This window comes from Streptosporangium sp. OZ121, assembly GCF_051918885.1.
In the GTDB taxonomy this organism is placed as follows: domain Bacteria; phylum Actinomycetota; class Actinomycetes; order Streptosporangiales; family Streptosporangiaceae; genus Streptosporangium.
Genome location: NZ_JBPXMC010000004.1, coordinates 332,608 through 345,971, shown reverse-complemented (window position 1 = coordinate 345,971; position 13,364 = coordinate 332,608). Strand labels below are relative to the sequence as shown.

The 13,364-nt window shown below is 70.6% G+C and carries 13 protein-coding genes; 5 read left to right on the top strand and 8 right to left on the bottom strand.

Translation table 11 applies throughout. From position 1 onward, the window contains the following. The first annotated feature begins 49 nt into the window (after positions 1 to 49). A complete protein-coding gene (locus ACTOQ1_RS11545) occupies positions 50 to 1,045 on the top strand; it encodes a TetR/AcrR family transcriptional regulator (RefSeq protein ID WP_440066353.1) in 996 nt (331 codons plus the stop codon). Between the two features lie 129 nt (positions 1,046 to 1,174). Here the strand turns inward: ACTOQ1_RS11545 and ACTOQ1_RS11540 are convergent, their stop codons facing one another. Both ACTOQ1_RS11540 and ACTOQ1_RS11535 read right to left on the bottom strand, forming a co-directional pair. Further along, complete coding sequence (locus tag ACTOQ1_RS11540; protein WP_440066351.1) at positions 1,175 to 1,768, bottom strand: TetR/AcrR family transcriptional regulator; 594 nt, start codon at positions 1,766 to 1,768, stop codon at positions 1,175 to 1,177. A gap of 7 nt (positions 1,769 to 1,775) precedes the next feature. Then, a complete protein-coding gene (locus tag ACTOQ1_RS11535) occupies positions 1,776 to 2,318 on the bottom strand; it encodes a hypothetical protein (protein WP_440066349.1) in 543 nt (180 codons plus the stop codon). Between the two features lie 110 nt (positions 2,319 to 2,428). On the opposite strand from ACTOQ1_RS11535, the gene ACTOQ1_RS11530 reads away from it, so the two are divergent. Next, positions 2,429 to 2,698 carry a hypothetical protein gene (locus tag ACTOQ1_RS11530; protein ID WP_440066347.1) on the top strand — a complete coding sequence of 90 codons (270 nt, stop codon included), beginning with the start codon at positions 2,429 to 2,431 and terminating at the stop codon, positions 2,696 to 2,698. Between the two features lie 617 nt (positions 2,699 to 3,315). Further along, on the top strand, positions 3,316 to 4,692 hold the full coding sequence (locus ACTOQ1_RS11525; RefSeq protein ID WP_440066345.1) for a ricin-type beta-trefoil lectin domain protein: 1,377 nt from the start codon (positions 3,316 to 3,318) through the stop codon (positions 4,690 to 4,692). Positions 4,693 to 4,809: 117 nt separating this feature from the next. Here ACTOQ1_RS11525 and ACTOQ1_RS11520 read toward each other — a convergent pair whose 3' ends face one another. Continuing rightward, the gene (locus ACTOQ1_RS11520; RefSeq protein ID WP_440066343.1) at positions 4,810 to 4,935 is read right to left on the bottom strand and encodes a hypothetical protein; all 126 of its coding nucleotides are present in this window, start codon (positions 4,933 to 4,935) and stop codon (positions 4,810 to 4,812) included. Positions 4,936 to 5,132: 197 nt separating this feature from the next. Here ACTOQ1_RS11520 and ACTOQ1_RS11515 point away from each other — a divergent pair, with 197 nt between their 5' ends. Together ACTOQ1_RS11515 and ACTOQ1_RS11510 are read left to right on the top strand one after the other, a co-directional pair. Next, entirely contained in the window at positions 5,133 to 7,619 is a 2,487-nt protein-coding gene (locus tag ACTOQ1_RS11515) for a tetratricopeptide repeat protein (RefSeq protein ID WP_440066341.1), read from the top strand. 312 nt (positions 7,620 to 7,931) lie between these two features. After that, positions 7,932 to 8,063: a hypothetical protein gene (locus tag ACTOQ1_RS11510; RefSeq protein ID WP_440066339.1), complete on the top strand. Its 132-nt coding sequence runs from the start codon at positions 7,932 to 7,934 to the stop codon at positions 8,061 to 8,063. 79 nt (positions 8,064 to 8,142) lie between these two features. Here the strand turns inward: ACTOQ1_RS11510 and ACTOQ1_RS11505 are convergent, their stop codons facing one another. The 5 genes from ACTOQ1_RS11505 to ACTOQ1_RS11485 form a co-directional block, all read right to left on the bottom strand. Further along, complete coding sequence (locus ACTOQ1_RS11505) at positions 8,143 to 9,369, bottom strand: saccharopine dehydrogenase family protein (protein WP_440066337.1); 1,227 nt, start codon at positions 9,367 to 9,369, stop codon at positions 8,143 to 8,145. A 127-nt stretch (positions 9,370 to 9,496) separates the two neighbouring features. Then, complete coding sequence (locus ACTOQ1_RS11500) at positions 9,497 to 10,606, bottom strand: LLM class flavin-dependent oxidoreductase (protein ID WP_440066335.1); 1,110 nt, start codon at positions 10,604 to 10,606, stop codon at positions 9,497 to 9,499. A 28-nt stretch (positions 10,607 to 10,634) separates the two neighbouring features. Further along, complete coding sequence (locus ACTOQ1_RS11495; RefSeq protein ID WP_440066333.1) at positions 10,635 to 11,633, bottom strand: ABC transporter substrate-binding protein; 999 nt, start codon at positions 11,631 to 11,633, stop codon at positions 10,635 to 10,637. Then, positions 11,630 to 12,328, bottom strand: coding sequence for an ABC transporter ATP-binding protein (locus ACTOQ1_RS11490; protein WP_440066331.1), 699 nt, complete (start codon positions 12,326 to 12,328; stop codon positions 11,630 to 11,632). The genes ACTOQ1_RS11495 and ACTOQ1_RS11490 overlap by 4 nt, the downstream gene beginning before the upstream one ends. Before the next feature lie 113 nt (positions 12,329 to 12,441). Next, positions 12,442 to 13,269: an ABC transporter permease gene (locus tag ACTOQ1_RS11485; RefSeq protein ID WP_440066329.1), complete on the bottom strand. Its 828-nt coding sequence runs from the start codon at positions 13,267 to 13,269 to the stop codon at positions 12,442 to 12,444. Between the last annotated feature and the right edge of the window lie 95 nt (positions 13,270 to 13,364).

Below are 13,364 nucleotides of genomic sequence, written 5' to 3'. Positions count from 1 at the left end.
TACAGCATAAACAGATATTGAGGTCGTGCGTCAAGCCGAAGGAGGACGGGTGGCCGACGAGGAGGATCCGGACCGGACGGTCGAGCTGCTGTGGAGGGAGCCGCGGGACGCCGCACCGAGACAGGGGCTGAGCGTCGACGCGATCGTGCGCGCCGCCGTCGAGATCGCCGACGCCGACGGGATCGAGGGGCTGTCCATGCGCCGGGTCGGCGAACGGCTCGGCTTCACCAGCATGTCGCTGTACCGGCACGTACCGGGCAAGGCGCAGCTCGTCGACCTGATGTGCGACGCGGTGACGGGCGACGTCACGGCAGAAACCGCGACGAGCACTGTGGCGGGCACCCCGACATGCACCGCGACGGGCACCGTGGCGGACGACGTGGTGACGGACGCGGCGAGGAGCGAGGCCGGCGGCGGGGCGGCGGGGACCTCGGGGGGCACGCCGCACGGGTGGCGCGAGGCGCTCGAGGGGTGGGCGCGTCGCGGCTGGGCCCTGTGCCGCCGCCATCCCTGGCTGGCCGGGGTGCGCGGCACCCGGCACATTCCCGGCCCGAACTCCGTCGCCCACTTCGAGTACGCGCTCAGCACCGTGGCCGGGATCGGCCTCAAACCCGCCGAGATGGTCGCCGCGGTGGGCCTCGTCGGCCGGTTCGTGGACAGTGAGGCGGCCAGGGCCGCGGAGATCGACAAGGTCGAACGGCACACCGGGGTCTCCGAGGAGGAGTGGTGGGGCGCCAGGGACTCCCTGTACGAGAAGCTTCACCTCTACCCCACGCTGACCCGCGTCTGGGAGGCGGGCGGCTACGACGAGCCGGAGGACTCCTTCGAGTTCGGTCTGCGGCGCGTACTGGACGGCATCGAGGCGCTGGTCCGCGAGCGTGATGCGAACCGTGACGCGGACCGTGACGAAAGGCGTGACGAAAGTGCCTCATGTGCGATGTGCGGAACGAGCATGGACCGGGCGGAGGCGGGCCGCCCCCGTGCCTACTGCTCGCGGGCCTGCCGGCAACGCGCCTACCGCAGGCGCCATCGGCCCGCACCGTGACCGGGTGGCCCCCGGACCGGGCGGCCTTCTCCCGAACGTGTCCCCGGCCTGGAAGTGAGCCGATCCGCGCAGGTCATCGGCCTCCGGCGATTCCGGCGCGGTTCACGATCGGCACATGCCCGGCGCGGTCTACGCCCCGGCGTCCTCGCCTTCGGGGGCGGCGTTCCAGAGCCGGGCGAGGAACAGGGTGAGCGTGCCCGCGACGGAGTCGCCGGGCTCGCCCGGGTGGTCGAGCGCCCATGCGTCCAGCGCGTCGAAGACGCCGAGCGTCGCCACGGTGATCAGTTCGGCGCTCGGGAACGGATCGATCAAGCCGATGCGCAGGCCGTTCGCGACGAGCCTGTGGATCCAGGAACGGCCGTCGCGGGCGAGGTGTGGCTGCCGGGCGAGTACGGCCCGGTCGTCCGGGTGCTCACGCAGGTGCGCCACCAGCCGTACCGTACCCGCCGCCACCTGCTCCCACAGCTCGTCCCCCGCCGCCACGTCGACCCAGGGGCCGAGGGCGGCGAGCGTCCGGGTTCCGGCGTCGGCGACCACGGCGCCGAAGAGGTCGTCCTTGCCGTCGAAGTAGTGATAGGCGGAGGTCTTGGAGATGCCGGCCTCGGCGATGATCTGGTTGAAGGACGCGGCGTCCTTGCCGTCGCGCGCGAAGTGGGCGCGGGCGACGGTGAGGATGGAGGCTCGCGCGTCAGCCGGCAGCCGGTCGAAGCGTGGAAGCGGCATGGGTTCCCTAAAGGCTTTCCGTCAGCGGGGCGGCCGGCTGCCGGGTGGCAAGCCTGCGATTGACCCGGCCCGTCATGATCCAGTGTGCGGCCCACAGCGGGAGGGCGATCGCTCCGCCGGCGTACCCGGCCGTTCCGGGAAGGAGCGACAGGATTTGGAAAGTGCACCAGCCGTATCCGAGCGCCGTCCACCACCGGATGAATCCGCCCGGCACGCGCGCGCCATCGGTCGTCGAGGCGGCCACCGAGGTGGAGACGGCCCGCACGATGAAGAAGTCCTCGGTGAAGTTGTAGGGAATCGCGAACATCCACCAGACCGACGCGGGGGAGGCGGTCCGGGCTTCGGGCCGTACGAGCGTCATCGTCCGCTGGAGGGCGCGGCAGTACAGCGCGACGAGGCCGAGGAAAACGGCCAGGGCGATCGGCCCGCCGGGCATTCCCAGCGCCCCGATCTCGCCCAGGATCCCCGGCCCCCACTCCGGCGCCCAGAGCGGGTAGCCGAGAAGGATCGCGGTGAGGACGGTGCCCACGGTCTTGACGGCGACTCGCATGCCTGAAGTGTACCGCTAGTACACACCGGTGGTTCACGTCTGACCTGGAGTCCGGAGGAGGCAGCAGGACGCCCAGGAAAAGAGGTGAATCATCACAAGGAGAGCGACCGATGGCCGCCGGCAGCCTTGCCGCCGTCGCCGCCGGTGGATTGATCCGACCGCACCAGGAGAACCGCCACGCCGGCGCGTCCGACGACGTCGAACGCGTGACGGGCGTGCCCGCCCAGACGGTCGAGGCGTTCGCGGCCGCTCGCGGGGATTTCCATTCGGGCTGGGCCGCAGGCGAGCCGCACCGGCCGCGCAACGAAGGAATTCGATGCATGTATCCAAATTCCTGGACGCACTGGATGCGCAAATCGGAACGGTTCACCTTGCGGTGACCCGATGTCGAAACAAGCCGAAGAAGAACCGCTCCGCACGCGACAAGGGGCTCAACCGCGAACGCGCCCGCCGCCAGGCCAATCGTGTCTCGATTGGAGGGCGAGCACCATTCAACGACTCACCCACCATGTAGAACACGCTGCAAGCCCGGCGGTCCCCGACCCACGCGACCCTAGATTGGCCGATTACGGCCGAAACTATCGGAATTCTGCCGAAACTTCTGGACGAGACCTAATGCACGTGACGGCGATATTCCATGATCATGTTTGAGGGCCACCGCCCTCCGCCCGGCGCGCGATCGACCCGTTCGCCACGAAAGTTTCATCCTGCGCGCCGGGAACGGAAACGAGCCTTCCCTGGCCAGCACGCGCGGGGACACGCCCCGCGGGCCCGGCGTCCGAGGCTGCGAATCAAGTTACTTGACATCCGCAATCAGGTCGTATTTGCTCCCTTGCATTACACCCCCATGCAGCGCGCAAGCGGCATACCGATGAACGTTAGCGCTCACACCTCGATTCTGGTTTCGCAGCTCCGGGCATTCGATGCCGCTGATGGAGAGGAACGCAGGACATGTCTTTATCGTCGGCCCGGTCCCTACAGCCAGAGGGAATCGCAAATGTTGAAGCATAGGTCCATCCTCGGGGCCGTGGCGCTCGCGGCGGCTGTCGTCCTGGTGACGGGGCACGCGGCGATGAGCAGCGGCAGCAGCAGTACAGGAGCCTCGGCGTCCACCGCCGCGCTCGCGGGAACCGCAGGATGTGGAAAGAACCCGACGCTGAGCAGCGGGACACACACCATCCAGTCCAGCGGAAAGAATCGCAGCTTCATCCTGCGAATTCCCGCCAACTACAACAACAACAACCCCTATCGCCTGATCTTCGGCATCCACTGGCTGAACGGCACCATGAACGACGTCGACTCCGGTGGAAGCAGCGGGGCCTCCTGGTCCTACTACGGACAGCGGCAGCTGTCGAACAACACCGCGATCTTCATCTCGCCGCAGGGCCTCAACAACGGCTGGGCCAACTCCAACGGCGAGGACGTCACCCTCTTCGACGACATCATGCGGCGGGTGGAGGCGGATCTCTGCGTCGACCCCTCGCTGCGTTTCGCCATGGGGTTCAGCTACGGCGGCGGCATGAGCTTCTCCCTCGCGTGCAGCCGCGCGACGGTCTTCCGCGCGGTCGCGGTGTTCGCCGGCGCGCAGCTCAGCGGATGCAGCGGCGGCAACGAGCCCATCGCCTACATGGGACTGCACGGCATCACCGACAGCGTCCTCAACATCTCGCAGGGACGGGCGTTGCGGGACAGGTTCGTCCGCAACAACGGCTGCACCGCGCAGAACCCGCCCGAGCCCGGCCAGGGCAGCCGGGGCCACATCGTCACCGCCTACTCGGGGTGCCGCGCCGGGTACCCGGTCGTCTGGGCCGCGTACGACAACGGTCACACGCCCGCCCCGGTGGACGGGACCTACACCGAGAACGGCGCCCAGACCTGGACCAAGGGAGAGGTGTGGAAGTTCATCTCCCAGTTCCAGAGCACCTCTACACCCAACCCGACGCCCACCCCGACCGTCACCCCGACCGTCACCCCGACCCCGACGGTCACCCCGACCCCGACGACCAGCTTCCGCCTGCGCAGCGAGAGCGCCGGGCGCTGTGTCGACTCCCCCAACAGCGCCAGCGCCAACGGCACCCTGTTGCAGATCTACGACTGCCACACGGGCGCCAACCAGCTCTTCAGCTACGGCTCCGGCAGACTCCAGACCCTCGGCAAGTGCCTGGACTCCCCGACGAACGCCGGCTCCGGCACCCGCGTGCAACTGTGGGACTGCCACACCAACAGCAACCAGCAGTGGACCTTCAACTCCAACGGCACCGTGACCAGCGGCGCCAACAACCTCTGCCTCAACGTCACCGGCACCGGCAACACCTCCGCCGTGACCGTCGCCACGTGCAACGGCCAGGCCACCCAGAGATGGACCAGGGCATGACCGCCTACTAGCCGATGGCAGGCGTCGGGTCCAGGCGACTTCGCCTGGACCCGACGCGCTTCGTCGCCCAACGCGTGGGCGCACTCGAACGCCACGGGAGTCGGCACAGCCGGCGTGTCAGCGGTGGGTGATCCACCAGATGGTCAACGCGATGGGGGCCGAGGCGGCGGCCGCGGCCGCGCTGCGTACTGCGGCGGCCAAGGCGGCGTGGGTCAGGCGTCGCAGGAACGGGCGGTCGATCATGGGCGGGTCTCCTTATCGCGGGCCCCGGGCGCTGCTTGCCCGGGGCGGTGCCCTTATGAAGCCGCTTCGGAGGGTTTTCCGGATCCCCTCGCATCGGTGCGGTCGAGCGGGCAGGGTGGAAGACCTCGGGGAATGCGGTGATGGGCAGTTTTTCCGGATGGTTTCGATCCGGATCCGGATGTGCGAGAGGCACAGGGTTGAACGAAATCGGCGACACGACGGACGTGGCAGGGGCGGTGGACGCGGGGGATGCGACCAGCCGGTACGCCGCGGCGCTGCGGGCGTTGCATGTGGCGGCTGGTACGCCGACCGGGGCGGCGATCCGACGGCAGGCGGCCGCGCAGGTGCCGCCGTTGAAGGTGGCGCTCACGTCGTGGAGTGACTGGCGTAACGGTCGCAACGTCCCCTCCGGCGCGAAGGTCGCCGACTGGTTGATCGCCTTCCTGCACGGTCGCGCTCGGCACAGGTTCCCCGACTATGCTGCGCCGCCTCCGGTGTGGTGGGAGGAGCTTCGTCAGCGGGCGCTGGCCGAGCGCCGGCAGGGGGCGGGGCACGGTGGACGCCCACCCACTCGTCATCCGTCTGCCCACACTCCGCAGGAGGCCGAGAGTGAGTCGGTGCGGCGCTGGGTGGGGGTTGTGCCTCGGGCTGCGGACTGCTTTCAAGATCGCGAGATCGCCGACCGGCTCATCGAAGCGGCCCAGGACGGCGAGACGGTGGTGGTCTCGCAGGTGCTGGCCGGGATGGGCGGGATCGGTAAGACCCAGCTCGCCGCCGCCTACGTCCGTCGAGTGTGGGAGCGGCGAGGGGTGGGGGTGGTGGTGTGGGTGAGCGCGACCTCTCGTCCGCAGATCCTGGCCGGCTACGCCCAAGCCGCCACCGAACTCGGCCTGCACACTGACCCGGGCGACGTAGAGCAGGCTGCGCGCCGGTTCCTGACCTGGGTACAGAGCACGCCGACGGGGTGGCTGGTGGTGCTGGACGATGTGCAGGATCCCGCGGATGTGCGGGAGCTGTGGCCCTCGGGCACGGCGGGCCGAGTGGTGGTCACCACCCGCCGCCGAGACGCCGCCCTCGCCGAACGAGGCCGTCGCCTGGTTGATGTGGGGGTATTCACCGCGGCTGAGGCGCGCGCCTACCTGAGTGCCAAACTCGCCGTCCACGAACGCATCGACACCGAGACGGAGATCGATGCTCTGGCCGCCGACCTGGGCTACCTGCCGTTGGCACTGGCACAGGCGGCCGCCTACCTGATCGACGCGGACCTGGACTGCGCCGGCTACCGGGAGCGGCTGGCCGATCGGCGCCGTACCCTGGCCGAGGTGGTTCCCGAGAACGATGGCCTGCCCGATGACCACCCCGCGATCGTGGCCGCCGCCTGGTCGTTGTCAATCGACCGTGCCGATCGGGCCCGGCCCGCCGGGCTGGCCCGCCCGCTGCTGCGGGTGGCGGCGCTGCTGGATCCGCACGGCATCCCGCAGGCCGCGCTGACCAGTGCCCCGGTGCTGGACTACCTCGCCGCCGAACGACGGCCCCGGGCCGCCGGGGAGGTATCGGCTGCCGACGCTCGTGACGGCCTGCGGATGCTGCATCGCTTCAGTCTCCTCGGCCACGACCCGCAGGCGACCTGGCAGGAGATCCGAGTGCACCGGCTCATCCAACGTGCGACCCGCGAATCCCTCGACGCCGTCGAACTGATTGCGGCCGCGTACACCGCCGCTGACGCGCTGCAGGTGATCTGGCCGCCCATTGAACGGGATCAGGTCGGCCCTGTTCTCCGCGCCAATACCAGCGTGCTGCGAGACGTCACCGCCACCATCCTGTGGCGGCGAAACGACCGGGCTCACCCGGTCCTGCTTCACGCCGTGACAAGTCTGGGTGAGACTGGGCAGGTCACTGAGGCCCTCGCCGAATGTAACCGCCTGCACACCATCACCCTTCGTCTATCCGGCCCCGATCACCCTGACACGTTGTCCGCCGAGTATGAGCTGGCGTCCTGGCGGGGGGCGGCCGGGGATCCGGCAGGGGCAGCAGCCGCGTTCGAGGACCTGTTGAGCAAATACGTGCGAGTGCTCGGCTCAGATCACCCTGACACTCTCGCCACCCGACACAACCTCGCCCAGTGGCGAGGGGAGACAGGGGATGAGGCCGGAGCCGCAGGTGCCCTTGAGGAATTACTCGGCGTCCGGATGCGTGTACTGGGGCCAGATCACCCCGATACTCTCACCACCCGCCATAATCTCGCCCGATGGCAAGGTCGGGCAGGAGAAGCGTCGAGAGCCGCAGACGCCCTCGCCGAGCTGCTACCCGATCAAATACGAGTGCTCGGCCCAGATCACCCCGACACCCTTAACACCCGAGGCTTCCTCGCTTACTGGCGCGGGGCGGCCGGGGATGCGTCGGGAGCCGCAGACGCCCTCGCCGAGCTGCTACCCGATCAAACACGAGTGCTCGGCCCAGATCACCCCGACACCCTCATCACCCGAGGTAACCTCGCTCAGTGGCGGGGCCGGGCCGGGGACGGGGCTGGCGCCGCGAGTGCCCTCGCCAGGTTGCTAGAGCACAAGATGCGCATCTTGGGTTATGACCACCCCCACACCCTCGCTACCCGCCGACTCCTCGCTCACTGGCAAGGACAAGCGAAACCACAAAGCTCGGACAGTCCTGTCCAGCGAGCTTATTGACCACGCGGCAGCGACGTCGGACCACCCCTCGGGTCTGTCGATCAAACGGCTCTGGCTCACTTTCGGTGGTGACCGAGCGTGCTCACAGGCGATGAGGAGGCGCTGAAGACGAATCAGCCGGCCGGAACGGTGTCGTGGCGAGGTCCGGCAAGTGGGGGCACGGACGACTCGCAGTCCCACAAGCATCTGGTGAGGAAACCGCCCGGCTCCGCGAGGTCGGCTCGATGCGCACGTTCCGTTACTGCCGAAAGAGAGACGGAGCCCGGTCAGCGGCCGGCCGCACTCCTCTACAAGCCGACAACGGTGGGGCGGGTGGCTGCGAGCCGTGGCGTCTGGGTCGTCGATCTCGCCTGGGAGGTACGGGGGAACTTCGGCTACGCCCCGCGCAGTTGGACGACCCGGGGGTTGCGCGTTGCCGAATGGGCCCTGTCCCTCGCCGGTTGAGACGGCGACCCCACCCGAGCGGGCGACCGGCGGAACGGGTCCCGGCCGGTCGCGTCCGGACGAAGCCGGTACCGGCCGGTCAGGCGGGCGTCTCCTTCCGCGAGTCGCTCAGCACCGTGAACGTGATGCCCGCCCGCCGGAGCCGGTCGATCAGCGCGTCGCCCATCGCCACGGCGGTGGTGACCTGGCCCGAGACGTCGGGCAGGTCGTCGGTCGCCAGGCAGAGCGCCGACTCTCCGAGCATCTTGGCGGTCTCGTCGTAACCGGGGTCTCCGCCCGCGACCTCGGTGACGACGCGCGCCCCGCCCCCCTGGCCGAGGAAGGTCACCTTGAACCAGCTCCTGGCCCGTCGCTCGGCGCCGGGACCGTCCCCGGGGGCGAAGCGTCGCAGCAGCAGGGCACGCGCCGGGGGGATCCGGGCCAGCAGGGCGAGCGCCCCCGCCCCCGCGGCGAGGCCCAGCGCGACGGGCAGTCGCCTGACCGCGTAGTGGTGGCGGTAGGTGAAGTCGGGGCCGTAACGCTCCAGCGCGCGGGCCGAGCGGGCGACGACCCGCGGGTCGAGCGTGGGCAGCGGCAGGGCCCAGCCCCCGACGTAGCGGAGCGACCCGGGCCCGCCGCGCGCCTTCCTGCCCCCGGAAGCCGCGACGGCCCCGGCCGCGGCCGTGGTCCCGGGCGCGGGACCCGCCCAGGGGTGCCCTTCGAGTTCGCGCCGGAGACGCGCGGCCTCGGCCGCCTGCCGGAAGCGGGAGATCACCGTGACGGCGGAGTGCACCGTACCGCCCGACGCGCTGCCGGAGGCCCTGACGAACCCGCTGACCTCCAGCGGCACTCCCCGGGGCAGGTGCTTGACGGTGAAGTAGGCGCCGAGGTCGTGCGGGATCGAGTCGAAACCGCACGCGTGCACGAGCTTGGCCCCGGTCCGCCTGGCCCGCTCGTGGTGGCGGATGAACATGCGGTCGACGAACTCGGACTCGCCGGTGATGTCCGCGTAGTGGGTGCCCGCGTCGGCGCAGGCGGCCACGAGCGGCTCCCCGTAGGAGAGGAAGGGGCCCACCGTGGTCGCGACGACCCTGGCCTGCCTCGCGATCTCCGCCAGGGAGGCGGGGTCGGTCGCGTCGGCGTGGAGCAGCGGCAGCTCGGGCAGGCCGATCCGGTCCCTGACCGCTTCGAGCCTGGCCCGGTTGCGCCCGGCCAGGGCCCAGCGCACGGAGGGACCGGCGTGGCGCGCGAGATAGCCGGCGGTGAGCGTCCCGGTGAACCCGGTGGCGCCGAACAGCACGATGTCGTACGGGCGATCGTCAGGCATGGGCAGAGAATCCTCCCTGCCCATGCCTGACGCAAGGCGTACCGCCGGGTGTCGCGCGATCACCCAGGACGGGCACGGCGGCCGCGCTCGTCCCGAGACGGGCGCGGATTCCGCCACGCCCCCACCCTCACCTCGGTACGGGCGCGGCGGCGAGCCGGGGAAGCACGTTCTCGCCGAACCAGTACGACTCCTCCAGATGGGGGTAGCCGGACAGGACGAACTCCTCGATGCCGAGCGAGGCGTACTCCTCGATCCGCTCGGCGACCTGGGAGTGGCTGCCGACCAGCGCGGTCCCGGCGCCGCCCCTGACGAGGCCGACCCCGGCCCAGAGGTTCGGGTGGATCTCCAGGTCGCGGGCGGTGCCACCGGCGAAGCCCTCGTGCAGCTCCAGCATGCGCTTCTGGCCGACCGACTCGCTGCGGCCCAGCAGCTTCCTGGCCGAGACGATGTCGGCCGGGTCGATGGCGGCCAGCAACCGCTCCGCCTCCGCCCAGGCGTCGCGCTCGGTGTCGCGGGTGATCACGTGCAGCCGGATGCCGAAGCGGAGCTTGCGGCCCTGCTCCTCGGCCAGCCCGCGGACCCACTCGATCTTCCTCGCCACCTGCTCCGGGGGCTCGCCCCAGGTGAGGTAGACGTCCACGTGCCCGGCCGCGACCGGCCCCGCCGCCTGCGAGGAACCGCCGAAGTAGATCTCCGGTACGGGATCGGGCGTCTCGGACACCATCGCGCCGTCGACGCGGTAGTGCGTGCCCTCGAAGTCGTACGGGGTGCCGCTCCAGGCGCCGCGCACGATCGACAGGAACTCGTCGGTGCGCTCGTAGCGTTCGTCCTTGGACAGGTGGTCGCCGAACCTGGCCTGCTCGACGGTCTCCCCGCCGGTCACCACGTTGAGCAGGAGCCTGCCGCGCGAGAGCCGCTGGTAGGTGGCGGCCATCTGCGCGGCCAGCGTCGGGGACATGAAGCCCGGCCGGAACGCGACGAGAAACTTCAGCCGTTCGGTCTCGCGGGTCAGCGCGGCGGTGACCAGCCAGGCGTCCTCGCACCAGGTGCCGGTCGGGGTGAGGACGGCCTCGAAGCCGAGCTGCTCGGCGGAGCGGGCGACCTGCGCGAGATACTCGATGTCCGGCGGGCGGAACGCCGCCGCCTCGGAGCGGCCGTGCCCTCTGGCGAGGCCGTGGCCGCCCCCGGTGAGGACCCGGCTGTCGCCGGCGGTGGGCAGGAACCAGTGGAACTTCATCGGGTGCCTCCGGGCCTCGGGAAGGGCGTCACGAGGGGTTCTCCAGGGTGGCGTCGAAGCGGGTGTCGACGACGTCGGCGATCTTGATGGGTGCCGGGATGAGCTTGGCCTCGCTGAAGGCGTCGGCCACCAGCTGCTCGCGCTCGACGACGTCCCCGGCGAGTTTGAGGTCCTTGAACGAGCTGCGCTTGATCGCCGTGCCGACGATCCCCGGGTCGAGCCCGGTGAGCTCGGAGTAGACCTTGGTCCACTCGTCCTGGTTGTCGTTGGCCCACTGGTGCGCCTTGCGGATCCGCCCCACCCAGTCGCCCAGGGCCGCCGTGCGGGCCGGGTCGGCGAGGGTGTCCTCGCCGGTGATCTGGAACTCGAAGCCGTTGGCGTAGCCCTTGCCGTCGATCAGGATGCGCGCCTTGGTCTGGACCTCGGCCTGGGCGGTGTAGGGGTCCCAGATGGCCCAGGCGTCGATCTTGCCGGAGGAGAGCGCGGCGAGGGCGTCCGGCGGCTGGAGGTACTGGGGCTGGATGTCGCCGAAGTTCAGGCCCTCCTTCTTCAGCACGGCCAGCAGGTGGAAGTTCGAGGAGCTGCCCTTGGCGACGGCGACGCGCTTGCCGCGCAGGTCGGCCGGGGCCTTGATGGGCGAGTCCGCCGGGACGACGATGGCCTGGCCTCCGACCTGCTTCTCCGAGACCGCGACGATGGCGATCTTCGCCCCTGCGGCCGCGGCGAAGACCGGCGGGGCGTTGCCCACCGCGCCGAAGTCCAGGGAGCCGGCGTTGATGGCCTCCAGGATCGGCGGCCCCGAGGTGAACTGGGACCAGGTCACCTTGTACTCGACGTCGTCGAGCTGGCCGGCCGCGGTCAGCAGAGCCTGCAGGCCGGTGCCCTTCTGGTCGCCGACGCGCAGCGTCACCTGGGACAGGTCGACCGAGCCGTCGGCGCGGACGCGTCGTTCCTCCCCCGCCCCGCATGCGGCGGTGACGGTGAGGAGCAGTGCCGCGGCGATCAGGGCGGTGACACGACGTTTCATGTGGTTCCTTCCGGGGTGACGCCCAGCCGGTCGAGCAGGGTGGAGCGCAGCGCGATGAGGTCGGGGTGGTCGCGGTGGCGGGGCCGGGGCAGCTCGACCCTGGACTCGTGGGCGATGGCGCCCCCGTCGAGCACCAGGACGCGGTCGGCCAGCAGCATGGCCTCGTCCACGTCGTGGGTGACGAGGAGGATGCCGGGGCGGTGCCTCGCCCACAGGTCGAGCACGAGCCGGTGGATGGTGATGCGGGTCAGCGCGTCCAGGGCGCTGAACGGCTCGTCGAGCAGGAGCAGGCCGGGCTCGCGGACCAGTGCCCTGGCCAGGGAGGCCCGCTGGGCCTCGCCGCCCGACAGGGTGAGCGGCCAGGCGTCGCGCAGGCCGCCGAGGCCGACCTCCTCCAGCGCGGCCAGCGCGGCGGCGCGCGGGTCGGGGGCGCGCAGGCCGAGGGCGACGTTGGCCAGGACCCGTTTCCAGGGCACGAGCCGGGGTTCCTGGAAGGCCACGGCGACGGTGTCGCCGACCTCGACCTCGCCCCTGGCGCCGGGGTCGAGCCCCGCGAGCACCCGCAGGAGGGTGGACTTGCCCGAGCCGCTCCGGCCGAGCAGGGCGACGAACTCGCCCCGGCCGATCTCCAGGTCGATCCCGTCGAGGACCCGCCGCTCTCCGAAGGCCCGGCTGAGCCCCCTGACCGCCGCCACCGGAGCCGCCGTACGGGACGGGGCCTCCGCGGAGGGCCGGGGCCTCGTAGCGGATCGGGACTCGGCTCGGGGCGGGGCCTCGGTACGGGACGAGGCCTCGGTACGGGACGAGGTCAGCGTGACAGGAAATTCTGCCGCCATGACAGGGCCCTCCTCTCCAGCAGGCGCACCACCGCGTCCGTCAGCAGGCCGAGGATCGCGTAGACGATCAGGCCGACGACGACCACGTCGGTGCGCAGGAACTCCCGGGCGTTGTTGATCATGTATCCCAGTCCGGCGTCCGCGTTGATCTGCTCGGCCACGATCAGCGCCAGCCAGGCCACACCCAGGCTCTGCCGCAGGCCGACGAGGGTCTGGGCCAGCGCGCCCGGCAGGACGATCTGGGTGACCGTCTCCGTGCGGCTCAGCCGCAGCACCCGGGCCACCTCGGCGAGCCTGCCGTCGACGCCGCGGATTCCGGAGAAGGTGTTGAGGTAGAGCGGGAAGAGCACGCCGAGGGCGACCAGGGCCACCTTGGGGATCTCCCCGATGCCGAACCAGAGGATGAACAGCGGGATCAGGCCGAACAGCGGGAGCGCCCGCAGCATCTGCAGCGGCGGGTCGACGGCGTTCTCGCCCACCCGGCTGAGCCCGGCGACCAGGGCCAGGCCGATTCCGGCGACCGCGCCCAGGGCGAAGCCGATCGCGGCCCGCTGGAGCGAGACGGCGATCGCCTCGGGCAGGACGCCCTCCTGGACGAGCCCGGCGGCGGTGGTGAGGATCTTCAGGGGTGAGGCGAGGAGCCGTTCCGGGAGGAGCCCGGCGGCGCTGACGACCTGCCAGACGACGACGATGACCAGGGGGCTGACGAGGCGCTGCCAGGCGGTGGAGGACAGCGGGACGCGTGACCGTGGTGGCACGGCCCGCTGTCGCATCCCCGCGTCGACGGCGGGAGCGGACACGGAAGACCTCATTCACGGCTGGAGGCTGGGTTCCCGCCCATCGTCCGGCGAATAACCCATAAAGTCAATCGGAAATACATGCTATTGCGGATTGC

Excerpts from the sequence above, each read along its gene's own strand:
- ACTOQ1_RS11505 (WP_440066337.1), bottom strand. The coding sequence starts at position 9,369 with ATGCCTGACGATCGCCCGTACGACATCGTGCTGTTCGGCGCCACCGGG.
- ACTOQ1_RS11535 (WP_440066349.1), bottom strand. The coding sequence starts at position 2,318 with ATGCGAGTCGCCGTCAAGACCGTGGGCACCGTCCTCACCGCGATCCTT.
- ACTOQ1_RS11525 (WP_440066345.1), top strand. The coding sequence starts at position 3,316 with ATGTTGAAGCATAGGTCCATCCTCGGGGCCGTGGCGCTCGCGGCGGCT.
- ACTOQ1_RS11530 (WP_440066347.1), top strand. The coding sequence starts at position 2,429 with ATGGCCGCCGGCAGCCTTGCCGCCGTCGCCGCCGGTGGATTGATCCGA.
- ACTOQ1_RS11495 (WP_440066333.1), bottom strand. The coding sequence starts at position 11,633 with ATGAAACGTCGTGTCACCGCCCTGATCGCCGCGGCACTGCTCCTCACC.
- ACTOQ1_RS11540 (WP_440066351.1), bottom strand. The coding sequence starts at position 1,768 with ATGCCGCTTCCACGCTTCGACCGGCTGCCGGCTGACGCGCGAGCCTCC.
- ACTOQ1_RS11500 (WP_440066335.1), bottom strand. The coding sequence starts at position 10,606 with ATGAAGTTCCACTGGTTCCTGCCCACCGCCGGCGACAGCCGGGTCCTC.
- ACTOQ1_RS11520 (WP_440066343.1), bottom strand. The coding sequence starts at position 4,935 with ATGATCGACCGCCCGTTCCTGCGACGCCTGACCCACGCCGCCTTGGCC.